At 59.4% G+C, this 24850-nt stretch carries 24 protein-coding genes and 2 tRNA genes; 9 read left to right on the top strand and 17 right to left on the bottom strand.

What is annotated here, in order from left to right; all coding sequences use genetic code 11:
- Positions 1-24: 24 nt before the first annotated feature.
- Genes AC07OJ_RS15415 through AC07OJ_RS15405 form a run of 3 tightly spaced genes read right to left on the bottom strand, consistent with a single transcriptional unit; the run spans position 25 to position 2372 of the window.
- Entirely contained in the window at positions 25-1371 is a 1347-nt protein-coding gene (locus AC07OJ_RS15415) for an ATP-binding protein (RefSeq protein ID WP_065909262.1), read from the bottom strand.
- Positions 1368-2045 (bottom strand): response regulator, encoded by a 678-nt coding sequence (locus AC07OJ_RS15410; RefSeq protein ID WP_065909260.1) that lies wholly within the window; start codon positions 2043-2045, stop codon positions 1368-1370. The genes AC07OJ_RS15415 and AC07OJ_RS15410 overlap by 4 nt, the downstream gene beginning before the upstream one ends.
- 18 nt (positions 2046-2063) lie before the next feature.
- On the bottom strand, positions 2064-2372 hold the full coding sequence (locus tag AC07OJ_RS15405; protein ID WP_495094756.1) for a hypothetical protein: 309 nt from the start codon (positions 2370-2372) through the stop codon (positions 2064-2066).
- Between the two features lie 143 nt (positions 2373-2515).
- On the opposite strand from AC07OJ_RS15405, the gene AC07OJ_RS15400 reads away from it, so the two are divergent.
- On the top strand, positions 2516-3232 hold the full coding sequence (locus tag AC07OJ_RS15400; RefSeq protein ID WP_495094755.1) for a 4'-phosphopantetheinyl transferase family protein: 717 nt from the start codon (positions 2516-2518) through the stop codon (positions 3230-3232).
- 16 nt (positions 3233-3248) lie between these two features.
- On the opposite strand, the gene AC07OJ_RS15395 is transcribed toward AC07OJ_RS15400, so the two are convergent.
- Together AC07OJ_RS15395 and AC07OJ_RS15390 are read right to left on the bottom strand one after the other, a co-directional pair.
- On the bottom strand, positions 3249-4859 hold the full coding sequence (locus AC07OJ_RS15395) for an ATP-binding protein (RefSeq protein WP_106802853.1): 1611 nt from the start codon (positions 4857-4859) through the stop codon (positions 3249-3251).
- Complete coding sequence (locus AC07OJ_RS15390) at positions 4856-5581, bottom strand: response regulator (protein ID WP_106802852.1); 726 nt, start codon at positions 5579-5581, stop codon at positions 4856-4858. The genes AC07OJ_RS15395 and AC07OJ_RS15390 overlap by 4 nt, the downstream gene beginning before the upstream one ends.
- Positions 5582-6365: 784 nt before the next feature.
- Between AC07OJ_RS15390 and AC07OJ_RS15385 the strand changes: the two genes are divergently transcribed.
- Complete coding sequence (locus tag AC07OJ_RS15385; RefSeq protein ID WP_065909250.1) at positions 6366-9260, top strand: ribonucleoside-diphosphate reductase subunit alpha; 2895 nt, start codon at positions 6366-6368, stop codon at positions 9258-9260.
- Positions 9261-9361: 101 nt separating this feature from the next.
- On the opposite strand, the gene AC07OJ_RS15380 is transcribed toward AC07OJ_RS15385, so the two are convergent.
- The 8 genes from AC07OJ_RS15380 to AC07OJ_RS15345 all read right to left on the bottom strand — a co-directional run bounded on the left by AC07OJ_RS15380 (position 9362) and on the right by AC07OJ_RS15345 (position 16731).
- Positions 9362-10333: a hypothetical protein gene (locus tag AC07OJ_RS15380; RefSeq protein WP_495094754.1), complete on the bottom strand. Its 972-nt coding sequence runs from the start codon at positions 10331-10333 to the stop codon at positions 9362-9364.
- A 260-nt stretch (positions 10334-10593) separates the two neighbouring features.
- The gene (flgE, locus tag AC07OJ_RS15375) at positions 10594-11904 is read right to left on the bottom strand and encodes a flagellar hook protein FlgE (RefSeq protein ID WP_106802851.1); all 1311 of its coding nucleotides are present in this window, start codon (positions 11902-11904) and stop codon (positions 10594-10596) included.
- A gap of 31 nt (positions 11905-11935) precedes the next feature.
- A complete protein-coding gene (flgD, locus tag AC07OJ_RS15370; RefSeq protein WP_065909244.1) occupies positions 11936-12661 on the bottom strand; it encodes a flagellar hook assembly protein FlgD in 726 nt (241 codons plus the stop codon).
- Positions 12662-12676: 15 nt separating this feature from the next.
- Positions 12677-13120, bottom strand: a complete 444-nt coding sequence (gene flgC, locus AC07OJ_RS15365) for a flagellar basal body rod protein FlgC (RefSeq protein ID WP_015885456.1) — start codon at positions 13118-13120, stop codon at positions 12677-12679.
- Positions 13121-13123: 3 nt separating this feature from the next.
- Complete coding sequence (gene flgB, locus AC07OJ_RS15360; protein WP_003214246.1) at positions 13124-13531, bottom strand: flagellar basal body rod protein FlgB; 408 nt, start codon at positions 13529-13531, stop codon at positions 13124-13126.
- A 274-nt stretch (positions 13532-13805) separates the two neighbouring features.
- Positions 13806-14708: a hypothetical protein gene (locus AC07OJ_RS15355; protein ID WP_495094753.1), complete on the bottom strand. Its 903-nt coding sequence runs from the start codon at positions 14706-14708 to the stop codon at positions 13806-13808.
- Positions 14709-14928: 220 nt separating this feature from the next.
- Positions 14929-15756 carry a protein-glutamate O-methyltransferase CheR gene (cheR, locus tag AC07OJ_RS15350; RefSeq protein ID WP_016979774.1) on the bottom strand — a complete coding sequence of 276 codons (828 nt, stop codon included), beginning with the start codon at positions 15754-15756 and terminating at the stop codon, positions 14929-14931.
- A gap of 42 nt (positions 15757-15798) precedes the next feature.
- A complete protein-coding gene (locus AC07OJ_RS15345; RefSeq protein WP_106802849.1) occupies positions 15799-16731 on the bottom strand; it encodes a chemotaxis protein CheV in 933 nt (310 codons plus the stop codon).
- A 93-nt stretch (positions 16732-16824) separates the two neighbouring features.
- Between AC07OJ_RS15345 and flgA the strand changes: the two genes are divergently transcribed.
- The 4 genes from flgA to AC07OJ_RS15325 all read left to right on the top strand — a co-directional run bounded on the left by flgA (position 16825) and on the right by AC07OJ_RS15325 (position 19418).
- A complete protein-coding gene (gene flgA, locus AC07OJ_RS15340; protein WP_495094752.1) occupies positions 16825-17589 on the top strand; it encodes a flagellar basal body P-ring formation chaperone FlgA in 765 nt (254 codons plus the stop codon).
- Between the two features lie 140 nt (positions 17590-17729).
- The gene (gene flgM / locus AC07OJ_RS15335; RefSeq protein WP_201145739.1) at positions 17730-18053 is read left to right on the top strand and encodes a flagellar biosynthesis anti-sigma factor FlgM; all 324 of its coding nucleotides are present in this window, start codon (positions 17730-17732) and stop codon (positions 18051-18053) included.
- A 48-nt stretch (positions 18054-18101) separates the two neighbouring features.
- Positions 18102-18572: a flagella synthesis protein FlgN gene (locus AC07OJ_RS15330; protein ID WP_065909236.1), complete on the top strand. Its 471-nt coding sequence runs from the start codon at positions 18102-18104 to the stop codon at positions 18570-18572.
- A gap of 96 nt (positions 18573-18668) precedes the next feature.
- On the top strand, positions 18669-19418 hold the full coding sequence (locus AC07OJ_RS15325; protein ID WP_495094751.1) for a flagellar brake protein: 750 nt from the start codon (positions 18669-18671) through the stop codon (positions 19416-19418).
- 57 nt (positions 19419-19475) lie between these two features.
- On the opposite strand, the gene AC07OJ_RS15320 is transcribed toward AC07OJ_RS15325, so the two are convergent.
- Together AC07OJ_RS15320 and AC07OJ_RS15315 are read right to left on the bottom strand one after the other, a co-directional pair.
- A complete protein-coding gene (locus AC07OJ_RS15320) occupies positions 19476-20861 on the bottom strand; it encodes an MFS transporter (protein ID WP_495094750.1) in 1386 nt (461 codons plus the stop codon).
- Positions 20862-21148: 287 nt separating this feature from the next.
- Positions 21149-21225, bottom strand: a tRNA-Arg gene (locus tag AC07OJ_RS15315).
- 326 nt (positions 21226-21551) lie between these two features.
- Between AC07OJ_RS15315 and AC07OJ_RS15310 the strand changes: the two genes are divergently transcribed.
- The 3 genes from AC07OJ_RS15310 to AC07OJ_RS15300 all read left to right on the top strand — a co-directional run bounded on the left by AC07OJ_RS15310 (position 21552) and on the right by AC07OJ_RS15300 (position 22690).
- The gene (locus AC07OJ_RS15310; RefSeq protein WP_065909230.1) at positions 21552-21779 is read left to right on the top strand and encodes a hypothetical protein; all 228 of its coding nucleotides are present in this window, start codon (positions 21552-21554) and stop codon (positions 21777-21779) included.
- 11 nt (positions 21780-21790) lie between these two features.
- Positions 21791-21970, top strand: a complete 180-nt coding sequence (locus tag AC07OJ_RS15305) for a PA3371 family protein (protein WP_106802844.1) — start codon at positions 21791-21793, stop codon at positions 21968-21970.
- 393 nt (positions 21971-22363) lie between these two features.
- Complete coding sequence (locus AC07OJ_RS15300; RefSeq protein ID WP_003175643.1) at positions 22364-22690, top strand: Arc family DNA-binding protein; 327 nt, start codon at positions 22364-22366, stop codon at positions 22688-22690.
- Positions 22691-22843: 153 nt separating this feature from the next.
- Here AC07OJ_RS15300 and mgtE read toward each other — a convergent pair whose 3' ends face one another.
- Positions 22844-24286 (bottom strand): magnesium transporter, encoded by a 1443-nt coding sequence (mgtE, locus tag AC07OJ_RS15295; RefSeq protein ID WP_106802843.1) that lies wholly within the window; start codon positions 24284-24286, stop codon positions 22844-22846.
- A 339-nt stretch (positions 24287-24625) separates the two neighbouring features.
- A tRNA-Arg gene (locus AC07OJ_RS15290) sits at positions 24626-24702 on the bottom strand.
- Positions 24703-24850: the final 148 nt, after the last annotated feature.

Below are 24850 nucleotides of genomic sequence, written 5' to 3'. Positions count from 1 at the left end.
TGAGGCCATCACCGCCGATGAAGCTCACACCGCCGGAAAGTGAATCTTGAACGCCGCCCCACCCAATGGTGAATCACCCAGGGTCAGGCGCGCGCTGTAGCTTTCAATGATGTCCTTGACCACCGCCAGGCCAATGCCCTGCCCCGGATGCTGGCGGTCCAGCCGCTCGCCCCGCTGCAGGATCCGTGCACGCTGATCCGGTGGCACCCCGGGCCCGTCGTCTTCAATGCATAGCTCGGTGCCTTCCAGGCTTTCCACCAGGCTGATGCGCACTTCGCTCAGGCAAAGCCGGTAGGCGTTTTCCAGCAGGTTACCGAGCAATTCGAGCAAGGCGCCTTTCTCGATCGGTACGTCGCACTCTTCCGGCAGATCAAAAGACACGGTCACGCGTTTGTCGCGGTAGACCTTGTCCAGCGTGTCGCACAGGCTTTGCAGCACCGGCTCCAGGCGCACCTGGTGGCGTACCAGGCCGCTTTTGCGCAGGCTCGCGCGCTGCAACTGGTAGCTGATCTGCTGGCTCATGCGCTCGATCTGCGATTGCAGGACCCAGGCCTGGTCGCGGTCTTCCGGACGCTGGGCCATGTCCTCGCTTACGCCCTGCAATACTGCCAGCGGGGTTTTCAGGCTGTGGGCCAGGTCGTCGAGCGAGTCGCGATAGCGTGCCCGTTGCTCGCGCTCGCTGTGCAGCAAACGGTTGAGCGAGCCGGTCAGGCGCAGCAGTTCACGGGGATGTTCTTCGCTGAGGCTTTCGCGGGTGCCGCCTTCGATCTGGTCGAGTTCCTGGCTCAGGCGCCGCAAGGCTTGCAGGCCCCAGGTCAGGCCCAGCCATAGCAACGTCAGCAGCACCAGCAGCGCCGCGCCGAAGCCCAGGTACAGGTTTTCGCGCAGGCCTTCGAGGGTCAGCTGGTATTCGCGCACCGGCTGCAGGGCGACGATACTGAACGCCGCGCTCTTGCCGCCGAGCAGCTTGACCTCGACGTCATAGACAAAGAATTCCTGGCCGTTGGCTTCGCGAATCCGCGCAAATTCATTGCCGCGTCCGTCATAGCGCGGCTTGTAGTTGATGTTTTCTTCTTTGGTCGCCCGCGAGCGCCACACCAGGTGGCCCTCACGGTCGTAGATGTAGCCCAACAGGCGGCTGTCAGTCAGGTTGAAACGTTCGTCGGGCAACTGCGCCGGCATCAGCAGCCGGTTGTTTTCGACGCGTGCCGCCGAAATCAGGGTGGTGACATCCGACGCCAGGCGCTGCTCGATGGAATCCTGCAATGCCAGGCTGAACGCCCCCTGCATGGCCGGCAACAAACCCAGCATGAACAGCACGGCCAGGGTGGCGGCCGCCAGCATCAAGCGCACGCGTAGCGAGCGAATCAACGGCAGCGCTCATTGAACAGGTAGCCCAGGCCGCGCACGGTGTCGATCGGCTTGAACCCCGCCGGGCCTTCGAGTTTGCGGCGCAGGCGGCCGACCAGCACTTCGATGACGTTTGGATCGCGCTCGTCGTCATCGGGGTAGAGCTGCTCCATCAAACGGTCCTTGGCCACCACTTGCTGGTGATGGCGCATCAGGTATTCGAGGATCCGGTATTCGTAGGCGGTCAGTGCCAGCGGCTGTTCGTCGAGGGACGCCTGCTTGCGATTGAGGTCCAGCAGCAACGGCCCGGCGACGATGGTCGATTGGGTAAAGCCGCTGGAGCGGCGCAACAAGGCATTCATCCGCGCCTCCAGCTCTTCGAACTGGAACGGCTTGACCACGTAGTCGTCGGCGCCCGCCGCCAGGCCTTCGACCTTGTCCTGCCAGTTGCCGCGCGCGGTGAGGATCAGGATCGGAAAGGTCTTGGCCTGGGCGCGCAATTGGCGGATCAGGTCCAGGCCGCCCATGCCGGGCAGGCCGAGGTCAATGATCGCCAGGTCATGATTGAATTGGCCGGTCTGGTACAGGGCCTCTTCGGCGTTGGCCACGGCCTCGACCACATGCCCACTGTCGGTCAGGCGGGTAAACAGGTGATGACGCAGCAGCGCCTCATCTTCCACCACCAGCAATTTCATAAGGCTCTCCAAAGCAAATCAACTGTCCGACAGGGGGGTATCATAGCGGCCCTGCAAGTCTTGCTGGCGCATTTTAATGCCATTGTACTGGCCGGTCAGGTGTTGATAACCGGCGCGATAGCCCTGCTGCGGGGTCGTAAGGCCCAGGGACTGGCCCCAGGGCGTGGGCTGGCTGCCCGCCTCTTCGAAACTCACACGCTGGATCAGCGTGCTGGTTTTCTTGGTTTTCTCACGACCGAATCCTGCAAAGGCGCCATCGGAGGCCTGGACCCCGGCAGTGGCACTCAGCATGGTCAACGCCAACATCAGCTTTTTGATCGCAGTCATGGTGTTACCTCATACGCGCAGGGCTGTGGTGTGTTGAGACCAGCCTACGCAAACGCCCCTGAACTCCCCCTGAACAGGCTCTGAACCTCGCCTGAACCGTTGCGGGCTATCCGGCGGCGCAGCAACTCGGCAAAATACCGCCCATGAATCCCCTACCCGCTTGCTGCACCCCACTCGATGCCCACTGGCCGCTGCCCGCCCCGTTGCCGGGCACGGTATTTCTCAGCACCCGGTTTGACCCGGCCTTGCTGGCGGACGGGGATTTCCAGCGCAGCGCCGTGCCGCCACCGCCGAGCATCCAGCGCTCGGTGGCCAAGCGCCAGGCCGAGTTTCTTGCCGGTCGACTGTGTGCCCGCGCCGCCCTGCAACGGCTGGATCACCTGGATTGTGTGCCGGCGATTGGCGACGACCGCGCACCGGTGTGGCCGGCGCATATCAGTGGCTCGATCACCCACAGCACCGGGCATGCCGCCGCGATTGTCGGGCACAAGGCGCAATGGCGCGGGCTCGGCATGGATCTGGAAAACATCCTGAGCCTGGAGCGCGCGGAACGCCTGGCCGGGGAAATCCTGACCGCCGATGAACTGCAGCGCATGGCCGCCCTCCCTCGCGAACAGGTCGCCTTGCTGGTGACGCTGACGTTTTCGGCCAAGGAGAGCCTGTTCAAGGCGCTTTATCCGATCGTGCAGAAGCGCTTCTATTTCGAGCATGCCGAGGTGGTGGAGTGGTCAGAGGCCGGTCACCTACGGCTGCGGCTGCTGACGGATTTGTCCGAAGAGTGGTGCCATGGCAAGGAATTGACGGGGCAGTTTGCGCTGGATGACGGACAGCTGTTGAGCCTGGTGGCGATAGGCGCCTGATAGGGCGATAGCACTATCAAGGCTTATCCTGGTCTCGCGGCCAACTGAGGCTAAAGCAAGCCCCACCCAAGTTGTTGCTCTTGCTGATCAAAGCCCGCCCGCCGTGCCAATAAATGATCCGCCGCACAATCGACAACCCCAACCCATGCCCGCCAGAGGCGCGGGTGCGGCTGTCATCCAGGCGCAGGAACGGCGTGAAGATGCGCTCCCAGGCACTCTCCGGCACACCGGGGCCATCATCTTCCACATCGATACGGCAGCGCACCTGCCCCACCTGGTAACTGATCAGGACCTGGCCCTGGGCGTGGCGCATGGCATTGCTCACCAGGTTTTGCAGGGCGCGGTGCAGATAGCGCGGTTCGGCGTCGACCCAGGCGTCATCCCAATGCGCCGAAGACAGGCAAATGCCCCGACTCACCGCGACTTGAGGGCGCAGTGGCGATAATTCGCCGATGACCTGATCGAGCAACGCATCGAGGTCCACCCGTTGGAAATTCAGTTCCGGCGCGCCCTGTTCCAGGCGCGCATACGTGAGCATCTCATCCACCAGGCCATCGAGGTCCTGGATATCGCTGTCCATGCCTTCCAGGTATTTGCGCCGGGCGTCAGCGGTGGTCGCGTCACCGAGCATCTCCAGGCCAAAGCGCAGGCGCGCCACCGGGGTGCGCAGCTCATGGGACACCGCGCGCACCAGTTCGCGCTGAATGGCGAGCAATTGCTGCAAGTGCTCGGCCATGCCATTGAAGGCCGCGGCCAGGCGCCCTACCGAGTCAGCCCCCCGGGCTGGCACGCGCACCTCCAGGTTGCCCTTGGCGATACGCGTCGCGGCTGCTTCCAGGCCTTTGAGGCGCCGCTCCAGCTGACGCACCAATAGATAGACGATCAGGCCAATCAGGCTCAGGCCGATCAAGGCGATCAGGATCAGCCATTGCGCCGGGTAAGGGTTCATTTGAAACAGTGGGCCGATTTCCAGCACCCAGGGCGTGCCGACCATGCCGGCGAAGACGCGGATCGAATCGCCGCCCTTGCCCAGGGCCATCACCGTATCGCCTTCCGACACGCGGCGACGCTGGTCTTCGTCCATGTCGGCCTGGTCGAGGGCCATCAGGTGCATCTCGAAGCCAAAGCCCTTGGCTTCTTTTATAGCGGCCAGGCGTTGCGGCTGTTCGGCCACCGGGAAGCGCACCAGTTCATCGGCCAGCAGGTAAATCGTCGCACGGGCCAGTTGTTCGCTGATCTGCTGCACTTCGCCGGTCAACACCAGTTGCTCCCGCTCACTGACCAGGCGCAGCACGCGTGCCGCATGGGGGCCGGTCTGTTCTACCAGGACCTGACCGCGTTGCAGACGATTGCGCTGGCTGAGGTCCAACTGGGCGTCGCTGAGGGTGCGCAATTGCAGCGGGATACCGAGCAGGCGCTCCCACACCGCCAGGGCGCGCTGACGCTCGATGGCGCTCATCGGCTGCAGGTTGTCACCCATCAGCGCGAAGGTGCCATGGGCCAGGCGCTCGCGGTATTGGCCGCTGCGCACCTCGTTGAGCAGGTGCAAGGCCAGCACGCCGAGCAACGCCACCAGGATCAGCGCCGCACACATGCCGCCATAGATGCGCAGGAAGATCGAGTTCACAGCGGCAGATCAGCGGCGGCTTCGGGGACGAACAGGTAGCCTTTGCTGCGAATGGTCTTGATCAGGCGCGGGTGGATCGGATCGTCGCCGATTTTCGGGCGGATCCGCGAAATGCGCACGTCGATGGAGCGGTCCTGGCCGTCATAGCCGATGCCGCGCAGGGCGATAAAGATTTCTTCGCGGGACAGGATGCGCCCGGCATTCGCCACCAACAGCCACAGCAGGTCGAATTCGGCGCTGGTCAGTTCGATTTCCCCCGCGTGCAACCAGGCTTCGCGCAGGGCGTTGTCGACCACCAGCGGGCCGAACTGCAGGCGGCGCTGGTTCTCCACGGCGGCAGGTTCCGCCGGTTCGCTGCGCCGCAGCAGGGCCTGGATGCGGGCCAGCAACAGGCGCGGCCGCACCGGTTTGCACACATAGTCGTCGGCGCCCATGTCCAGGCCGAGCACCTGGTCCATGTCGTCGGTACGCGCGGTGAGCATCAGGATCACGCCATCGTAGCGCTCGCGGACCTTGCGGCAGATGCTCAGGCCGTCTTCCCCAGGCAGCATCAGGTCGAGGATCACCAGGTCGGGTTGTTCGGCGATGATGCGTGCCGCCGCCAGGGCGCCGTCACTCTCGACCGAAACCCGCAGGCCATTGCTCTCCAGGTAATCACGGGTCAACTCGGCCAATCGCTCGTCGTCCTCGACAATCAATACCTGCCAGGCTTCCTGCTCCATGCGTGATCCTCGTTTTTATCAAGGGATTAGTCAGCCAGTGCCGTCAAAGGGGGGAGCGAGATTGCCCGATCCACCTGTTTGATCTGCGCCCGGCATACCTTATTTGTAATGTTTTGAGGGCATAACAAACCCCGATTGTAGCCATGCCCCAACCCTCAAGCACAAGCCGGGAAATCCATTCGGTGATCGCATTTTTTTGTGATAGGGTTCGCGCCCTCAAAAATCCAATCGGCTGTTTTTATCTTGGAATATTCGGTGACAAACGGCTGAATCCAGCAGTACTGCGGCCTACACGGCTGTTCCACGTTTCATACACATTTTACCCACAGCGTTATCCACAGGTAGTGCGTTGCTAAGCCCCCCAAAACGCATTATCTTGTAGCTCGGCGCTAAAAAAACCCTACATGTAGGGTTTTGAGCGAAAAGACCCAACACAAATCAGACAAGAAACTCAAGCCCTTTCTTGCTCCTGTTTGGTCTAACCAAAGCATTTTTTGAAAGCCCACACCGCGCACGCGGATGGCAACCGTTTCACGCTTCAACAGCGCAAAACGGTACGGGTGTTGCAGCGCTTGAACCGGGCGACTGTCACCCAACAGGAATACGGCCAGAGGCTTTTACGCCTTGAACCGAAGACTTCGGCATGGAAGCGGCGCGAATAGCTCCCTTCCTCCTGTCCCGAAGTTGTTATGCCAGGCCAAAGGCCTGTTGTAAGTGCTTCAGGACGGAACGGTGGGCACCGAGATGGTGCCCAAATAAATATAGAATGTGGAGACAACCCCCCATGCAAACCGACACAACTCGCGAGAACCCGCAAGGCTCCGTGCCGCAGGCCGCTGATTCGAACCTGGATCTGTCCGCCACAGCGCCCGGCCAATTGCGTGTGATCAAGCGTAACGGCACTGTCGTTCCTTACACCGATGACAAAATCACCGTCGCCATCACCAAAGCGTTTCTTGCAGTTGAAGGCGGCACCGCTGCCGCTTCGTCGCGCATCCACGACACCGTTGCCCGCCTGACCGAACAAGTCACCGCGACCTTCAAGCGTCGCATGCCATCGGGCGGTACCATCCACATCGAAGAAATCCAGGACCAGGTCGAACTGGCCCTGATGCGTGCCGGCGAGCAGAAAGTCGCCCGCGACTACGTGATCTACCGTGACTCGCGCGCCAAGGAACGTGCCGTACGTTCCCCGGCTGAAGAAGCTGCCGTGCAAGCGCACCCGTCGATCCGCATCACCCTGGCCGACGGCAGCTTTGCCCCACTTGACCTGGGCCGCCTGAACACCATCATCACCGAGGCCTGCGAAGGCCTGGAAGAAGTCGACGGTGACCTGATCCAGCGCGAAACCCTGAAGAACCTGTACGACGGCGTGGCCCTGACCGACGTAAACACCGCCCTGGTGATGACCGCTCGTACCCTGGTTGAACGCGAGCCGAACTACTCGTTCGTGACCGCGCGCCTGCTGATGGACACCCTGCGTGCCGAAGGCCTGGGCTTCCTGAAAGTCGCCGACAGCGCCACCCACCACGAGATGGCCGACCTGTACGCCAAGGCACTGCCGGCCTACATCGCCAAGGGTATCGAATTCGAATTGCTGAACCCGGTCCTGGCCACCTTCGACCTGGAAAAACTCGGCAAGGCGATCAACCACGAGCGCGACCAGCAGTTCACCTACCTGGGCCTGCAAACCCTGTACGACCGTTACTTCATCCACAAGGACGGTATCCGCTTCGAACTGCCGCAAGTGTTCTTCATGCGCGTGGCCATGGGCCTGGCGATTGAAGAGAAGCAGAAAGAAGACCGCGCCATCGAGTTCTACAACCTGCTGTCGTCCTTCGACTACATGTCGTCGACCCCGACCCTGTTCAACGCCGGCACCCTGCGTCCACAGCTGTCCAGCTGCTACCTGACCACCGTGCCGGATGATCTGTCGGGCATCTACCACGCGATCCACGACAACGCCATGTTGTCCAAATTCGCCGGCGGCCTGGGCAACGACTGGACCCCGGTGCGCGCACTGGGTTCCTACATCAAGGGCACCAACGGCAAGTCCCAGGGCGTTGTACCGTTCCTGAAAGTGGTGAACGACACCGCCGTCGCCGTGAACCAGGGTGGCAAGCGCAAAGGCGCTGTGTGTGCCTACCTGGAAACCTGGCACATGGACATTGAAGAGTTCATCGAGCTGCGCAAGAACACCGGTGATGACCGTCGTCGTACCCACGACATGAACACCGCCAACTGGATCCCTGACCTGTTCATGAAGCGCGTCTTCGATGACGGCAAGTGGACCCTGTTCTCGCCCTCCGAAGTCCCGGACCTGCACGACCTGACCGGCAAGGCCTTCGAAGAGCGCTACGAGTACTACGAAGCCCTCACCGAGTACCCAGGCAAGGTCAAGCTGTTCAAGACCATCCAGGCCAAAGACCTGTGGCGCAAAATGCTCTCCATGCTGTTTGAAACCGGCCACCCATGGCTGACCTTCAAAGACCCGTGCAACCTGCGCAGCCCGCAGCAGCACGTCGGCGTGGTCCACAGCTCGAACCTGTGCACCGAGATCACCTTGAACACCAACAAGGACGAGATCGCCGTTTGCAACCTGGGCTCGATCAACCTGCCGAACCACATCGTCAACGGCAAGCTGGACACCGCCAAGCTGGAACGCACCGTCAACACCGCTGTACGCATGCTCGATAACGTGATCGACATCAACTACTACTCGGTGCCACAGGCGCAGAACTCCAACTTCAAGCACCGTCCGGTTGGCCTGGGCATCATGGGCTTCCAGGATGCGCTGTACCTGCAGCACATTCCTTACGGTTCGGATGCTGCGGTCGAGTTCGCCGACAAGTCCATGGAAGCGGTCAGCTACTACGCGATCCAGGCCTCCTGCGACCTGGCCGACGAGCGCGGTGCCTACGAGACATTCCAGGGTTCGCTGTGGTCCAAAGGCATCCTGCCGCTGGACTCGCAACAGATCCTGATCGAAGCCCGTGGCCAGAAGTACATCGATGTCGACCTGAACGAATCCCTGGACTGGGCGCCGGTACGTGCCCGTGTGCAGAAAGGCATTCGTAACTCCAACATCATGGCCATCGCGCCGACCGCGACCATCGCCAACATCACCGGCGTATCGCAGTCGATCGAACCGACCTACCAGAACCTGTATGTGAAATCGAACCTGTCGGGCGAATTCACCGTGATCAACCCGTACCTGGTTCGCGACCTCAAGGCCCGCGGCCTGTGGGACTCGGTCATGATCAACGACCTGAAGTACTACGACGGTTCGGTGCAGCAGATCGAGCGCATCCCGCAAGAACTCAAAGAGCTCTACGCGACTGCCTTCGAAGTGGACACCAAGTGGATCGTGGATGCCGCCAGCCGTCGCCAGAAGTGGATCGACCAGGCTCAGTCGCTGAACCTGTACATCGCCGGCGCATCGGGCAAGAAGCTCGACGTGACCTACCGCATGGCTTGGTACCGTGGCCTGAAAACCACTTACTACCTCCGTGCCCTGGCCGCGACCAGCACCGAGAAGTCGACCATCAACACCGGCAAGCTGAACGCTGTGTCCAGCGGTAACCACGGTGATGATTCGGTGCTCGCCGCCCCGGCCGGCCCGGCGCCAGTGCCAAAGGCCTGCGCGATTGACGAGCCGGATTGCGAAGCTTGCCAATAAGCTGAGCCCGCCCTGGGGCTAACCCCCAAGGCTGAAAAGCCCCCGATACACTTAACGTGTATCGGGGGCTTTCTTTTGCCCGGTAAAACCCTCGTGCAAGACTAGATCAATACGGTGGCGATACCGACTGCGGGTACACCGCCTCGCTGCCCCCATAGCTCAATGCGGCCGTTAATCACCGCCATCGAATGGCCGCCGTACTCCACCGTCCCGACCTTGCTGTTTCTCAAGTCGGCATCGGTCGCCTGCCTGTAAAGCCCCTTCAGTCCTATGCGGTCCAAACCTTCTCGCGAATACTCTCCATCGTTGAGGGTCTGGATGGCTTGCTCGAAACTGCGCGCGCCCTTACCGTCGTTGTTTTCCATCTGGGCCCGCTTGGCGCTCGCGGCAAATATGAAGTTGGCAGACGTTATCATCGAAGGATCATCGCCCTCGAATCGGGCCTCCTTTGCCGCCAACTTGAATTCTTCCTTGGAAAAATGAACCTTGTATCCATCGCGCATCGTCACGTCATAGCCATCGCCCGCCTCTTTTACCTCCTTGAATACATCTGTAGGCTCCTTGCCATACCGCATCATGGCGGCCTTAATTGCGGAAACCGTCACACAATTGCCGTCAGGCCCTTGCTTGAAACCCGTCCAGATATTGCCCTGTTCTTTTCCAGTCCCCGGCTTTTGCCCGGGGTTACTGTTATCAGGCTTGTAGTTGAAATAATTCTGCCCTTTTGTGTAAGGCCGATTGCCCATTTGCTCGGCAGGACCAAACCCCGCAGGGTCCACTCTACCGCCGCCCCTACCCCCTCCTCCGCCACCTCCCGGCGGTGGCGTGTCTGGTGGTGGGACATCATCCGCATCGGGAAACCATTCCTTCAGCAGCCGCTTGAGAAGCTCAAGGTACTTGCTATCGGCTTCTTCGATGAGCTTCTTGAGGATCTCCTTGAATTTTTCATCACCCAAATTCTCACGCAGCTCACTCAATTTGTTGCGCAAGTCCTGGACCGACTGGGTTTTGCCGTCTTTCTCGGCGTCGAACAACTGTTGGAGGAACGACTTGACCGTCGATGCGTGATCCACAGGTTTAACGGGCGGCGAATCACCTCGCGCAACCCCAGCCACAGAGGCGGTACGCCGCGCCCCCGATACTCCTGAACTTCCCATCTTCGGCACTCCCACTGATTGGTGAGCCGACAAGGCTCTTGACCATCAGTGGCAAGACAGAAATGGAGTGTTCCTTCCCCAGAAATTCAACGCGTAACCTGTAGTGTCATGGGTTATTTTCCTACGCCCACAAAAAAGCCCCTCTTACGAGGGGCTTCTTGTCGAGCGCTTTTGCATCAGGTCATCTGAATGATCGTCTGCATGATGGTGCTCTGGGTGGAGATGGTCTTGGCGTTCGCCTGGTAGTTGCTCTGGGCCTTGATCAGGTCTACCAGCTCGTTGGTCAGGTTGACGTTGGAGTTCTCCAGCGAGTTGGCCACGATCGAACCCAAGGTCCCGGCTTGCGGGCTGTCATAACCCGGCTGGCCCGAGGCGAAGGTCTCTCTCCAGGTGGTGCCGCCGGAGGGCTGCAGGCCCTGTTCGTTGTTGAAGCTGGCCAGGGATATCTGGCCGATAGCCTTGCTCTGCTGGTTGCTGAACGTGGCGAACAGTACACCGCTGCCGTCGATTTTCAGGCCGGTGATCTGGCCGGTGGCGTAGCCATCGGTGACCGGTGGGTTGCGGTAGCTGGCGGAGTTGTACTGGGTGATGTTACCCATGTTGACGGCAATACCGCCGGTGTTGGCAGCAGCACCGTTGTCCTTCCAAACGCCATCGACCAGGCCGCCCGGCTTCCAGTCGTCAATGGTCATGGTAGTGTCCTTGACGTTGGCGCCGACAATTTTTTCGAGCTTGCCAGAGGTATCAAAGGTCAGCGTAGACGGCACTGGGGCAACGGCACCGCTACCGCTGATCGGCGTGCCATCCGGGTTACGGCCGTCAATCAGCGTGTAGGACTGCCAGACGTTGCCATCGGTTTTAACCATGTACTGCACCATCGAGTGGGCGTTGCCCTGGGTATCGTAGAGCGTGGTGGAGTACTGGGTGTTGAAGCTGTCGGTCTTGGTCGGATCGAACGGGTGGTCCGTCTGATTGATCGGCAGGTCCGAAGAATTCAGGTTACTGGTGGAGTCCACTTTGGTGGACGCCTTCGGCGGCAGGTTCGCCAGGTTCAGCTGCAGGTCGACCAGGCCACCCTTGACGATTTTGCCATCGGCGTCCGCCGCGTAGCCTTGCAGGCGCGAAGTACCGGTGTTGTTAGTGATGTAGCCATCTTTGTCGGCACGGAACGCACCGCTGCGGGTGTATTCCAGCGAGCCGTCGCTGCCCTTCTGCACGAAGAAGCCGCCACCCTGGATCGCCATGTCCAGGATACCGCCGCTGTTGTTGACGTCACCCTGGGTGAACTGCTGCGACACAGCCGCCAGGTTCACACCATTGCCGATGCTGTTCTGGCCGGTGCCCAGTTTGGAGGCGGCGTAGATGTCCGCGAATTCCGCACGGGACGACTTGAAGCCAGTGGTCGCGACGTTGGCGATGTTGTTGCCGGTCACGTCCAGTTGTTTGTTGGCCGCATAGAGGCCGCTAAGGCCGATATTAAAAGACATGTTTCTCTCCCTCTGCCGTATTTAGCCGGCTCTATGTACCGATAGTCTGAATTTGCGACAGCTTGACGCTGCCCATGCCACCTGCAAGGTTCAACAGCATTTCGCCGCCGGTCTTGCTCAACGTCACGCTGGTCACCGTCGCGGGCAGCGAGGTCGCCAGGGCTACCGAGTCGCCCTTGTCATTTTTGGTGGTGGCCGCGAAGGTGTAGGTACCTGCGGGGGCCACTTCACCTTTGTCGTTCTTGCCGTCCCAGATGAAGTCGGAGTTACCCGCGCTCTGGGCGCCCATGTCGATGGTGCGCACCACGTTGCCATCTTTGTCAGTGATCTTGATGGAGACGTTACCCACCGCAGAGGTCACCGCGACCGAACCGGTCATGCTCTTGCTTGTGTCCACCAGGGCCTTGTCGGTCTGGGTGATGATCGAGCGCCCGACCAGCGACGATGCCTGCAGCGCTTGCGAGGAGCTGAAGTTGCTCGAGATCGCATTCACCGAGTCGTTCAGGGTGTTGATGCCTTCCAGGCTGCTGAACTGCGCCAACTGGGCCACGAACGCGCCGTTGTCCTGGGGCGACAGCGGGTTCTGGTTTTTCAGCTGGGTCACCAGCAGTTGCAGGAATGCATCCTTGCCCAGCGACTGGTTGCCCGTCGCCGCCTTGGAGGCGTCACCGACGCTGCTGTTATCTGTAGCGGTCTTGACCTTGGAATTGAAAAGGTCCTGGACTGCCGTGTTGTTTGTCGTATCAACGATGGCCATTAGTGGCGCCCCTTATCACTGACCCAGGGTCAGGACCTTCTGCATCATGGTTTTGGCGGTGTTCATCATTTCCGCGTTGGTCTGGAACGAGCGGCTGGCGGAGATCATGTCTGCCATTTCCTCGACCACATTGACGTTCGGGTAGTAGACGTAGCCTTTTTCGTTCGCCGCCGGGTGATTCGGCTCGTAGCGGGCCTCCAGGTTGCTCTGGTCTTCCACCACACCGAGCACCTGCACGCCGGAACCTGCAGCGCCCTGGTCCTGGAACAGCGAATCGCTGCCGCCGCTCTGGCCGCCCTGGAACATGGTGGCGAACACCGGGTGACGGGCGCGGTAGGTCTGGTCAATGCTCGACGACACGGTCTCGGCGTTGGCGATGTTACTGGCGACGGTGTTCAAACGCGTGGTCTGCGCGCTCATGCCACTGCCGGCAATATTGAAAACACTGGACAGGGACATGGCTTACTCTCCACGCAGGGCTGACATCAGCCCTTTGAATTTACTGTTGAGCAGGGTGAAGCTGGCCTGGAAGTTCACCGAGTTCTCGGCGTAGGCCGATTGCTCCAGCTGGGCGTCGACGGTGTTCTGGTCGATCGATGGCTGCATCGGCGTGCGATACAGCAGCGACTCGTCACCATTGCCCAGGCCTTGCGCTTCGATATGACGGCTGTTGGTCATGTTCAAGGCGAAGGTGCCGTTCTTGGTCTTGTCCTGCTGTGCCGCGAGCACGGCGGAGAAGTCCAGGTCCCGAGCCTTGTAGTTCGGGGTGTCGGCGTTGGCAATGTTGTTGGCCAGGACTTCGGCACGCTGGGCGCGGAAGCCCAGGGCTTGTTCGTGGATACCGAGCGCTTTATCGAAGCTGATGCTCATGGCGGAAACCTTTAGGCTGACCTGCTGTTCGTTAACAGGGTTATAGCAAGGCTCATGCCAATAATTGAAAGCCCCTTAAATCAAGGGTTTAGAGGAAGGTTGCCGGTGGCAACAGCGCAAAAGCGGCAATGGATTTCCGCGAAGCGTCAGGAAAGCGGCAATGAGCATTGCCGTTTTTGCAGGGCCGAACAGCCGGGCGGTCAAAAAGCCGCCCGTGCACTGCGTGTCTGCGAGACCTGGAGATCCCCCACGTGCGCAATGCGGCAAGCAGTGATCAAGTCAAAACCAGTACATTGTCCGACCACTGGTTGCCGTTGGTGTCTGTGATTTTTCCGTGTGTAACAAGATTCCCCCTTTTTCCCCAGCGCTCTTCGACGCCCGCAATCACGGCCATCGAATGCCCCGTACCTGCTCCCCCAACATCTTTTTCTATAATGCCCACGCTGCCATTTCTCAATTCCTCAACGGTTCCTTTCCTGTAAAGCCCCTTGAAGCCCAGTCGGTCGAAAAGATCCTTGGTATATTCGCCGTTTTTCAGAGACGCCAGGGCTTTGGTGAAGTTTCCTTTCGAGCCTTCGTGATTATCGTACTCCGCCTGCTTGGCAGCGACTGCATAGGCAAAGGCCGCGTTATCGCGCGCAATAGGGTCACTGCCGTCAATCCCCGCGTCCTTCCTAACCTGCATATACTCCTCGTGGGTAAACTCCACGACCTTCCCATCGCGTTTGGTAACGCGATACCTGTCGCCGAGATCTTCCACCTTCGAAAAGAGGTCAGTTGGTTTCGAACCATAACGCGCGCTCAATGCCTTAATGCCTGAGATAGTGGCGCAGTTGCCATTTTGGCTCTGAAAAAACCCTCCAAAAATATCCTTTGCCTTGTTCCAGATTCCCCCACGCGCTTTACCAGGGAGGATAGCCGCGGGCGCGTCAGCAATTGAAGAGGATAGGCCGTTAGACAAATAGGCCCCGTAGCTATAGGTCTGCTGAGATGAACCATATTCGCTTGGGGAAAAATTGATGACTGGCGGCCTGGCGTCCTGAACGCCAAACACAGGCCCCGAACCAGTTTGTTGTGTTGCTGAACGCGCTACACGCGCAGCGGAAGGCTGTTGTTGAACAGCAGGATCAAAACCAGACCGTGCCGCAACGCGAGACTCCACCCAAATATTGTCCATAGACCTTCCCTCTACTATGAGCCGAAGAGGAATATTCAATCCCACTCGCACACCTGAAGTTTTGGAGGCGTAGGCACTTCACCCCCTTCCACAGGTTCGTGGAAAATGGCGAAACATGAGTTCCGGAAGGCTTACGCTCACCCGGGTATTCAGACTTGGCGCACAAAAAAAGAGAGCCCTTTGCGGGGCTCCCTTTTTTGTCGAAGCACACTTCAAACCGTCACTTGGCCTGGTAGATGATCCCAGGACTGCACTGCACCATCTGGTAATGATCGGGCAGGCCGTTCAGCGCTTCGGATGCGCCGAGGAACAGATAGCCACCGCGCTTGAGCGTGCCGTGGATGCGCAACAGGATGTCTTTCTTCACTTCGGCCGAGAAGTAGATCAGCACGTTGCGGCAGAACACCATGTCGAACTTGCCCAGGCTGGCGTAGCTGTCGAGCAGGTTGAACGAGCGAAACTCCACGCGGCTCTTGATCGGCGCCTTGACCGCCCAACGCCCGGCCCCTTTCGGGTCGAAGTAACGTTGCAGGCGCTCCTGGGACAAGCCACGGCCCAGGGCCAGGCTGTCGTACTCGCCGGTCTTGCAGTTGGTGAGCATGGTGCCGGACAGATCAGTGGCGACAATTTGCGCACCGGCCTTGAGCTGGCCCATGTTTGTCCGCTCGAACTCATCGATGGACATCGAGATCGAGTACGGTTCCTGCCCCGAGGAGCAGGCCGCCGACCAGATGCGCAGGCGCTGGCCCGGGCTGGCCTTGATGGCTTCCGGCAGCACCTTGCTCTTGAGCACTTCAAACGGATAGGTGTCGCGAAACCACAAGGTTTCGTTGGTGGTCATGGCATCGACCACCATTTCCTTGAGCCCGCTGCGCGGCTGGCCCTGGATGCGCTGGACCAACTCGCCCAGCGACTTGATGCCCTGCTGTTCCATCAGTTTGTTGAGACGGCTGGATACCAGGTACTGCTTGTTCTCACCGAGCAATATGCCACAGGCTTTTTCCAGGAAGACCCGGAACTGTTCGAAATCCAAATTACCCGTAGACAATGATACCGCCTCTTAAATCGTGTGACCGCCAGGGGACATCCCCTAGCCGTGATCTGCTGCCTTGATCCGGTCGACTACCCGGGCTGCCAGGTCATCAGGGCGGAATTTGGCCAGGAAGTCATCGGCACCGACCTTCTTGACCATCGCCTGATTGAATACACCCGACAACGAAGTATGCAGGATGATATGCAATTTTTGCATGCGTGGGTCATTGCGTATCTCGGCCGTGAGGGTGTAGCCGTCCATTTCCGGCATCTCGATGTCAGAGATCATCATCAAGAATTCTTCTTCCGGCTTCTTGCCTTCGTCCACCAGCTTGCGCAGGTAATCCAGCGCCTGGCGACCATCATTGAGCGCCACCACCTCCACACCGACGGTCTGCAGGCAACGGGTCACCTGCTTGCGCGCCACCGAGGAGTCGTCCACCGTCAGCACCCGCAAGGAAATCGCCTTGTGTGCCGTCTCGGCGTCCACCACACCCACGGAAATCGATTCCGAGGTCGGCGCCACTTCGGCGAGGATCTTCTCCACGTCGATGATTTCCACCAACTGGTTATCGACCCGCGTCACCGCCGTGAGGTAGTGATCGCGGCCAGTGCCCTTGGGCGGCGGATGGATCTCTTCCCAATTCATGTTGACGATGCGCTCCACCGAGCGCACCAGGAAACCCTGGGTCTTGGTGTTGTACTCGGTAATGATCACGAAAGGATTCTCGCGGTCCTGCAGGGCCGGCGAACCGGTGGCCAGCGCCAAGTCGAGAATCGGGATGGTCGCGCCGCGGATGTTGGCGACGCCGCACACCACGGGACTGGACTTGGGCATGATCGTCAGCTTGGGGCACTGCAACACTTCCCGCACCTTGAACACGTTGATGCCATACAACTGTTTGCCATCCAGGCGAAAAAGCAACAACTCCAGGCGATTCTGCCCTACCAGCTGTGTCCGCTGGTTTACTGAATCCATTACTCCTGCCATGCCTTTACTCCTACGCTAAAACCTTTGGCCTGTTCCCTAAAGGGCAGACGCGCACCCAACACTAAACGGCACGGGCTTTGCAATTTACAGATCATGGATATTAAAACGACAGTTTCCCGACGCCCCGGCTTCCCACGGTACTGCAGATTGCTCTGCGTCTCGATGGCATTGCTCGCCTTGAGCCTGGGAACCACGGCCCGCGCCGATAACGTCACCTTGCCTGATCTACTTATCGGCGTCACTCAGGGCTTTCTTGAGTTCACTGTAGAAGATTATCTGGCGACCACCCAGACACCCGGGCGTTATGAAATCCAGGTCAGCCAGCTCGATCCGCGCCTGCGCATGCCAATTTGCGACAAGGAATTGACAGCCACCCTGGAAAGTCCCGCCCAGCCCATCGGCCGCGTGACGGTGAAAGTTCGCTGCGAAGGCGCCTCGCCCTGGACCGTGTTCGTGCCGGCGCAGGTCAAATTGTTCCGCGATGTGGTGGTGGTGGCCCGCCCGCTGAAACGCACCGGCATCATCGGTTTCGAGGACGTTGTCCTGCGTGAACGCGACATCAGCATGATCAATCAGGGTTACCTGACCTCCCTCGACCAGGCCGTCGGACAGAAATTGACCCGACCAGTGGTCACCGACCAGGTCATTACCCTGGTGCACCTGGAGCAGGCGGAGGTGATCCGCAAGGGCGATCAGGTGGTGATTTCCGCCAGCAGCGGCGCGCTGCAGGTAAAGATGCCAGGCGAGGCGCTGTCCAATGGCGGCATGAGCGAGCAGATCCGGGTGAAGAACCTCAACTCGAACCGGGTGATCAAGGCGCGGGTGACGGCACCCGGCCAAGTGGAGGTGGCTTTATAGACCGCTGGTATCGGACGCCGGCTTTTCCTACACTGTGGGTTGGGTGCCGGCCTGTGCAGTTTATTGTCAATTGCGCCTAAAGTTTGTCCGGGTATGGCCGAAAACATGGCAAGCGTCCAAATACCCAGAGGTTTTTTATCATGGTCATCGATTTCAGTCGTTTGAATAACACCCCGGCAACGTCAGGCCCTACGCGTACCACCGGTACCAAGGACAGCGTAGAAGCCAAGGCCCAGCCACTGCCCGCGAAGGCAGAACAGGCGAGCGCCAGCCAGAGCGGGGAATCCGTACACCTGAGCAATGAGGCTCAACAGTTGCAGAAGGTCACTGACTCGCTGCGCGATCAACCGGTAGTCAATAAAGCCCGTGTGGCCGAATTGAAACAGGCAATCGCCGATGGCAGCTATAAAGTCGACAGCAACCGTGTAGCCAGCAAGCTGCTTAATTTCGAAGCCGAGCGCTAGGCACAGGCCTGCGCCGGGCTTTTGGACGCTTAAACCCCAAGGCCAGCCATGCATCACGACGAACATTTGCTTCAACTGATCATTGATGATCTAGCGCCGACGCAACATTTGCTCGAGCTGCTGAAAGAAGAATCCCTGGCACTCTTCGGCCGGGACATGCCCTTGCTGGAAGAAATTCTGGCGCGCAAACAATCGCTGATTGTCCTGCTGGAACAGCACGGCAAAAAACGCAGCGAAATCCTCATCAGCCTCGGCCTGCCGGCAGACCATGATGGCCTGGCACAATTGGCCAGCCACTCCTCGGTCGGCGATCAATTGCTGGCCCAGAGCAAAGAACTCAATCAATTGCTCGCCCAGTGCCAGGAAGCCAACCTGCTCAACGGTCAGTCGATCCAGCTTCAGCAAGCTACGACCGCCAACCAGTTGCGTATACTTCACGGCGGTGAGCCTCCGGCGCTTTACAACGCCCAGGGATCCACCTCGCGCCTGGTCAAGCCAAGCACCCGCAGCCAAGCCTGATGCCCGTTTACCGCGCGGCCTATCCAAGTCGCGCCACATACTGGCAAAATGCCTGCTCTTGCGTGTAGTCGTATTTTGTCTGGAGATGGAAGAACCGTGTTCAACGCCCTTAATGCGGAAGATGCCCCGCAGCCACCCAAGGTCCTCACCACGCCTCTGGAAATCGCCGGCACCTTGCGGATGCTGCAAGAAAGCCATGACCCGCTGATCATCACCTTCCACGAACGCAGCCAACGCTTCCAGAGTTACCTGGTGGATGTCGACCGCGAGGGCGGCACCCTGGCCCTGGATGAAATGATCCCGCGTGACGGCGAACGCCACCTGGAAAACGGTGAGCCGTTCCGCATCGAAGGCTTCCACGACGGCGTGCGTGTTGCGTGGGAAAGCAACGGCGCCATGAGCATCAGCGAAAAGGACGGCCACCGCATCTACACCGGCAGCTTGCCCGACGAGGTGGTTTACCATCAGCGTCGCAACGCTTTCCGGGCCGCCTTGAAGCTGGCCCAACTGGTCAACATCGAACTGGGCGGCGAGAAACTCAAGGCGCCGATCAGTGGCAAATTGCTGGATATTTCCGCCACCGGCTGCAAACTGCGCTTTGATGGCGATATTTCCGAGCGCCTGCAATTGGGCCAGGTCTACGACCGCTTCATCGCCGCCCTGCCCTTTGGCAGCATGACCACCTCGGTCGAGCTGCGTTACCTGCACTTCGAAGAGAAGATCAACACCACCTTCGCCGGCGTGCGCTTCCACAACATGAGTGGCTTGGTGCAGCGCCAGGTCGAGCGTTTCGTCTACCAGCTGCAACGCGAAGCACGCCGCTTCGATAAAGACGACGACTTTTAAAGCTTGGCGTCATAAAAAAACGGGCAGATCCTGATGGGATCTGCCCGTTTTTTGTTTTCAGGGGCGTGCCCTGCTCAAATCATGGGGATGCTCGTCCGGGTCGAGCGGATCGACTGGTGCCTCGACCACCGATTCATCAGCGGGAGACTCGGGCTCGATTTCAGGCTCTGGTTCAGGTACGGATACCTGCATCTGCTCCTGCACCACCTGTTCATCCACCCGCGGATCAAGGGCAGCCACCAACGGCGAGCTGGACATGCTGTCGGGCATCGCCACGTGGTGCAAGGGTGCGTCGTCCACCTGGTGCAGGTTGGTCACGGCTTTCGGCCGGATACGCCATACCAGGATCAGCGCACACAGGCTGAAAAACGCGTACAGCATGTGGCTGCCGAACATCTTCATCACCACACCCGCCAGCAGCGGCCCGACACTGGCGCCGACGCCGTAGGTCACCAGCAACATGGCGGTGAGCGACACGCGACGATCGCCTTCCACATGGTCATTGGAGAACGCCACGGCCAGCGGGTACAGGCAAAACTGCACCAGGGAACACACGAAGCCTGCCACGAACAGCACTTCCAGCGGCACCTGGGTCATTACCGCCAAGGGCAACGCCGCCACCGCCAGGCACAACGCAAAGCAACGGATCAACAGCGCGCGGTCGTAGCGGTCCGACAGCCAACCCAGCGGCCACTGCACCACCAGGCCGGCAAAAATGCAGCTACCCATGAACAGGCCCACCTGCTCTGTCGTCAGCCCTTGCTGAGAGGCATAGAGCGGCGCCAGGCCGTAGAACGAACCGACGATCAACCCGGCGCCCAGCACGGTACTCAGCGACTGCGGCACGCGCTTGATAAAGAAGCGCGGCTCCATCGGCGCCGGATGCAGGGGCGCCGGGTGAATGCGGCGAGTCATGGCCACCGGCACCAGGCACAAGGCAAAACACAGCGCGACCAGCATCAGCAATTCGAGGCCGAGCTGGGGGTGCATGACCAGGATCAGTTGACCGAGGACCAGCCCCAGGTAGGACGCGATCATATAGCCGCTGAACACCACGCCACGTTGCTTGGCGTCCGCCTGCTCGTTGAGCCAGCTCTCGATGACCATGTACTGGCACATCATCCCCAGGCCCACGATCGTACGCAGCACGATCCAGGCCGGCAGCCAATCGATCAAGCCATGGCCCAGCACCGCCGCCCCGACGATCCCGGCACAGGTGGCATAGGCACGGATATGCCCGACCCGGCCAATCAGGCGATGCCCGATCTTGCCGCCCAGCACCAGGCCAAAGTAGTTGGCTGCCATCAACGCACCCACCCACAGGCTGTCGACATGGTCGGCCGCCAGGCGCAGGGCCAGGTAAGTACTGAGCAGGCCGGAGCCGATCAGCATCATCAAGGAGGCGAAATAAAGGGCTCGAAAAGATTTCCAGATCTGGCGCATCGGCGTTCCGAGCGGCTCCTTGCGGTAAGAGACAGGGCTATCGGCATGATAGTCCGGGGTTGCAGGTTCCGGACAGGCGAATGGCGCTGTTTCCGGGGATTATTTTGCTTCACGGTTCAGACGCTGCCGGAGGGTATGCAAGGTACAGCGTTGCGAAAAATAGCCGGCGGCACCTGCTGTGAACCTCGATCGGCGGCAAGGTTCGACTGAAGTGTGAAAAGCCCCGGCGCGCACAAAAAAGCCCCGCCAGCAGGTGCTGTACGGGGCTTGTTTGTGAACTGCGAATCTGGTGTCCCAGGGCCGGTTCGAACGGCCAACCTTCCCCTTAGGAGGGGGATGCTCTATCCAATTGAGCTACTGGGACCAATGACATCCATCAGGCCAGGGGCGCTGCGACGGACGGCGTGCATGTTAACGGCCGAGGTAGGTTTTGTCATGTCGTCCGTTGGCTTTTTGAATGTAGGCCAATCCTTGCCTGGCGCAATGCAGTTTCGGCCCGTAAACACGGGCACTTGGGCGCCATCGTGCAAAATGCACTCCCTCAAAATGCCAGCATTGCAAATTGCAACCTTTCAGCGTTTTAAAGTAGACTCAAGCCATTGATTTTATTGAAATAATAGATTGGCACGAGACCTGCAATACTTCTCCTACAAACCCCTTCAGCCACGGCGTTAAGCGGAGAACATGACCATGAACAGTGCCCTTCTGTTAGCCCTCAACACCGTAGCCCTGGCTGCACTGGTGATGTTTCATTTCCAATCGACCGGCAGCAACGACCCGGCCCAGATCAGCCAGGCGGTGCCACACCATCTGCAGCAACGTCCGCAATTGGCGGTGATGACACCCAACGCGCAATCGCCAGTGCGCCTGACCCAAGGCACCCAAGCGGCGCCTGCCTCCGAACACTGGGTTTTCTGAGGAAACAACTGATGACCAAATCTGCCTGGCTGTTCCTGTGCTTGACCGTCGCCACTGGCATCCTGGGTCTGGGTGCCGAGTCCCAGGACGGGCAAACCACCGCCTTTGTTGCGGCTGGCATCTGCGCAAGCCTGCTGCTGCTGACGCTCATCGTCGGCCGCAAAATCAAGTTTGACCCGGTGCTACGCTAACCCCCTCTCGCATCGCCCCCCGCCTACCTTATGTCGCCTCGTCCTAGTAAATCGGCAAATTGCCACTAGTCTTAAAGATAAGGGCAAAAGGCCACTTTGCTATACGATGTGCGGCCTTAAACCCTGTGGTGGCCTGGACTTACGGGAAGTTCCCTGGCGGGATCACTCGTGCAGAAGTTTTCCAACCAGTCCGCAAAAATGCAAATGAGTGCTGGCATAAAGCCTTTAGGCAGTTCAATATTTGTCACAGAATTGACGCCAAGGAAATGTCAAATCTGAGGCATGATGCGGCCTCTTTGCAATTAGGGTTGAACTTTGGTCGTGAGTCTTGTCTTAACACTCATCTTGCGGCCAATTCCAAAAACCGCTCCCCTGAACTAACCGGTTAAATATATGCGCCCATTGAAACAGGCAATTTATTCCAGCCGTACGGCTGACAAGTTCGTCGTACGTCTGCCAGACGGAATGCGGGAACGCATTGCCGAGGTGGCTCGCAATCATCACCGCAGCATGAACTCCGAAATCATCGCGCGCCTGGAACAGAGCCTCATTCAGGAAGGTGCGTTGGGCGACGAGTTGAGCATGCGCCTGGACAGCCCCGAGCTGTCGCTGCACGAACGCGAACTGCTGCAGCGTTTTCGTCAGCTCTCCCACCGCCAGCAAAATGCTCTCGTCTCGCTTATCGCGCACGACGTTGAGGCGGCCGCAGAAGCCAATTAAGTTACAAATGAAAGCCGAAGCCAGCCATGTGCTGGCTTTTTTTTGCCTGGAATTTGTGCAGGAGCCCGCTTGGTGCCGATTCAGGCGATGCAGCCCGTGAAGGCAATCGCTGGCAAGCCAGCTCCTACAGGGGAGCCGGCGTGCCGTGGAGGATCAGAGCAGGAAGATTGTCGCCAGGCCCAGGAAGATGAAGAAGCCACCACTGTCAGTCATGGCGGTAATCATCACGCTGGCACCCATCGCAGGGTCGCGCCCCAGGCGCGCCAGGGTCATGGGGATCAACACCCCCATCAACGCAGCCAGCAGCAGGTTGAGAGTCATGGCAGCAGTCATCACCACGCCCAGTGACCAACTGCCATACAGCAAGTAAGCGACAATACCGATCACGCCGCCCCACACCACGCCGTTGATCAGCGCCACGGCCAGCTCCTTGCGCATCAGCCGCGAGGTGTTACCGGTATTGACCTGGTCGAGCGCCATGGCGCGTACGATCATGGTGATGGTCTGGTTGCCGGAGTTGCCACCAATCCCCGCCACGATCGGCATCAATGCCGCCAAAGCCACCAGCTTCTCGATAGAGCCCTCAAACAGCCCGATCACCCGCGACGCGATGAAGGCCGTGATCAGGTTGACGGCCAGCCAGGCCCAGCGGTTGCGCAACGAACGCCAGACTGACGCAAAAATATCTTCCTCTTCACGCAGACCCGCCATGTTGAGGACTTCGGTTTCGCTCTCTTCACGAATCAGGTCGACCATTTCATCGATGGTCAGACGGCCGATCAGCTTGCCGTTCTTGTCGACCACCGGAGCGGAGATCAAGTCATAACGCTCGAACGCCTGCGCGGCGTCATAGGCGTCTTCGTCCGGATGAAAGCTCACCGGGTCGCTGGCCATCACATCGGCAACTTTCTTTTCAGGGTCGTTGACCAGCAGGCGCTTGATCGGCAACACGCCCTTGAGGATGCCTTCGTAGTCGACCACAAACAATTTGTCGGTATGGCCGGGCAACTCTTTCAACCGGCGCAGGTAGCGCAGGACCACTTCCAGGCTGACGTCTTCGCGGATGGTGACCATCTCGAAGTCCATCAGGGCGCCGACCTGATCCTCGTCATAGGACAACGCGGAGCGCACACGCTCACGCTGCTGGCCATCGAGGGCTTCCATCAGCTCATGGACAACATCACGAGGCAGCTCAGGGGCCAGGTCGGCCAACTCATCAGCGTCCATCTCCTTGGCCGCAGCCAGGAGCTCGTGATCGTCCATGTCGGCGATCAGGGTTTCACGGACCGAGTCGGAGACTTCAAGCAGGATGTCGCCGTCGCGGTCGGCCTTGACCAACTGCCAGAGGGTCAGTCGATCATCCAGCGGCAAGGCTTCGAGAATATAGGCGACGTCGGCGGAGTGCAGGTCATCGAGCTTGCGTTGCAGCTCGACGAGGTTTTGCCGGTGGACCAGGTTTTCAACGCGGTCGCGGTTCGGGCCATCCTGGCGGTGCGTGAGTTCTTCGACCACACGCTGGCGCTGCAGCAGCTCGATGACTTGAGCCAGGCGATCCTGCAGGCTTTCTTGAGTTTTCTTTACTTCTACTTCGGTCATAGGCGAACTCCACTCCCAGCAGCGGGGCACGCCGGAAGGATCAATCAGTCAATTCATGATTGGTAAAACGGGGTACTGAGTAACTACTGGGTAAGTCCATGGAGGTATTCCACAAGCCCCGGCGGGGCTGACGGGCGCAATGATACACCGTGCGCTCGCTTTTAACGTTAAAAAACTGGAAAGAACAAGCGCTTGCGAGCCAAAGCTGAGCATTGGCCGCATCTATGAACTGCGACGACGCAGCCCGGAAGGAAAACACAGGAAGCAGCAGAAAAAGATAAAATCCGACACAAATCCCAGACGGCAAAAAGCCCGCACTAGGCGGGCTTTTTGTTTGTATGGTGCACTCGACAGGATTCGAACCTGTGACCGCTCGGTTCGTAGCCGAGTACTCTATCCAGCTGAGCTACGAGTGCAGATTGTGTTTTTAGACCAGATCACAACTGGTTGAAGCCGAGCTACCTGCATTGCTGCAACTAACTCTTAAATGGTGCACTCGACAGGATTCGAACCTGTGACCGCTCGGTTCGTAGCCGAGTACTCTATCCAGCTGAGCTACGAGTG

This window comes from Pseudomonas sp. GW821-FHT09C08 (genome assembly GCF_059418125.1).
This window is presented reverse-complemented; position numbering and strand designations above follow the sequence as displayed.

Bases quoted from the DNA above. Each gene is read 5' to 3' on its own strand.
- AC07OJ_RS15410 (WP_065909260.1), bottom strand. From the start codon at position 2,045: ATGAAATTGCTGGTGGTGGAAGATGAGGCGCTGCTGCGTCATCACCTG.
- AC07OJ_RS15405 (WP_495094756.1), bottom strand. From the start codon at position 2,372: ATGACTGCGATCAAAAAGCTGATGTTGGCGTTGACCATGCTGAGTGCC.
- AC07OJ_RS15400 (WP_495094755.1), top strand. From the start codon at position 2,516: ATGAATCCCCTACCCGCTTGCTGCACCCCACTCGATGCCCACTGGCCG.
- AC07OJ_RS15390 (WP_106802852.1), bottom strand. From the start codon at position 5,581: ATGGAGCAGGAAGCCTGGCAGGTATTGATTGTCGAGGACGACGAGCGA.
- AC07OJ_RS15385 (WP_065909250.1), top strand. From the start codon at position 6,366: ATGCAAACCGACACAACTCGCGAGAACCCGCAAGGCTCCGTGCCGCAG.
- flgE (WP_106802851.1), bottom strand. From the start codon at position 11,904: ATGTCTTTTAATATCGGCCTTAGCGGCCTCTATGCGGCCAACAAACAA.
- flgD (WP_065909244.1), bottom strand. From the start codon at position 12,661: ATGGCCATCGTTGATACGACAAACAACACGGCAGTCCAGGACCTTTTC.
- flgC (WP_015885456.1), bottom strand. From the start codon at position 13,120: ATGTCCCTGTCCAGTGTTTTCAATATTGCCGGCAGTGGCATGAGCGCG.
- flgB (WP_003214246.1), bottom strand. From the start codon at position 13,531: ATGAGCATCAGCTTCGATAAAGCGCTCGGTATCCACGAACAAGCCCTG.
- AC07OJ_RS15355 (WP_495094753.1), bottom strand. From the start codon at position 14,708: ATGGACAATATTTGGGTGGAGTCTCGCGTTGCGGCACGGTCTGGTTTT.
- AC07OJ_RS15345 (WP_106802849.1), bottom strand. From the start codon at position 16,731: ATGGCAGGAGTAATGGATTCAGTAAACCAGCGGACACAGCTGGTAGGG.
- flgA (WP_495094752.1), top strand. From the start codon at position 16,825: ATGGATATTAAAACGACAGTTTCCCGACGCCCCGGCTTCCCACGGTAC.
- flgM (WP_201145739.1), top strand. From the start codon at position 17,730: ATGGTCATCGATTTCAGTCGTTTGAATAACACCCCGGCAACGTCAGGC.
- AC07OJ_RS15330 (WP_065909236.1), top strand. From the start codon at position 18,102: ATGCATCACGACGAACATTTGCTTCAACTGATCATTGATGATCTAGCG.
- AC07OJ_RS15320 (WP_495094750.1), bottom strand. From the start codon at position 20,861: ATGCGCCAGATCTGGAAATCTTTTCGAGCCCTTTATTTCGCCTCCTTG.
- AC07OJ_RS15310 (WP_065909230.1), top strand. From the start codon at position 21,552: ATGAACAGTGCCCTTCTGTTAGCCCTCAACACCGTAGCCCTGGCTGCA.
- AC07OJ_RS15305 (WP_106802844.1), top strand. From the start codon at position 21,791: ATGACCAAATCTGCCTGGCTGTTCCTGTGCTTGACCGTCGCCACTGGC.
- AC07OJ_RS15300 (WP_003175643.1), top strand. From the start codon at position 22,364: ATGCGCCCATTGAAACAGGCAATTTATTCCAGCCGTACGGCTGACAAG.
- mgtE (WP_106802843.1), bottom strand. From the start codon at position 24,286: ATGACCGAAGTAGAAGTAAAGAAAACTCAAGAAAGCCTGCAGGATCGC.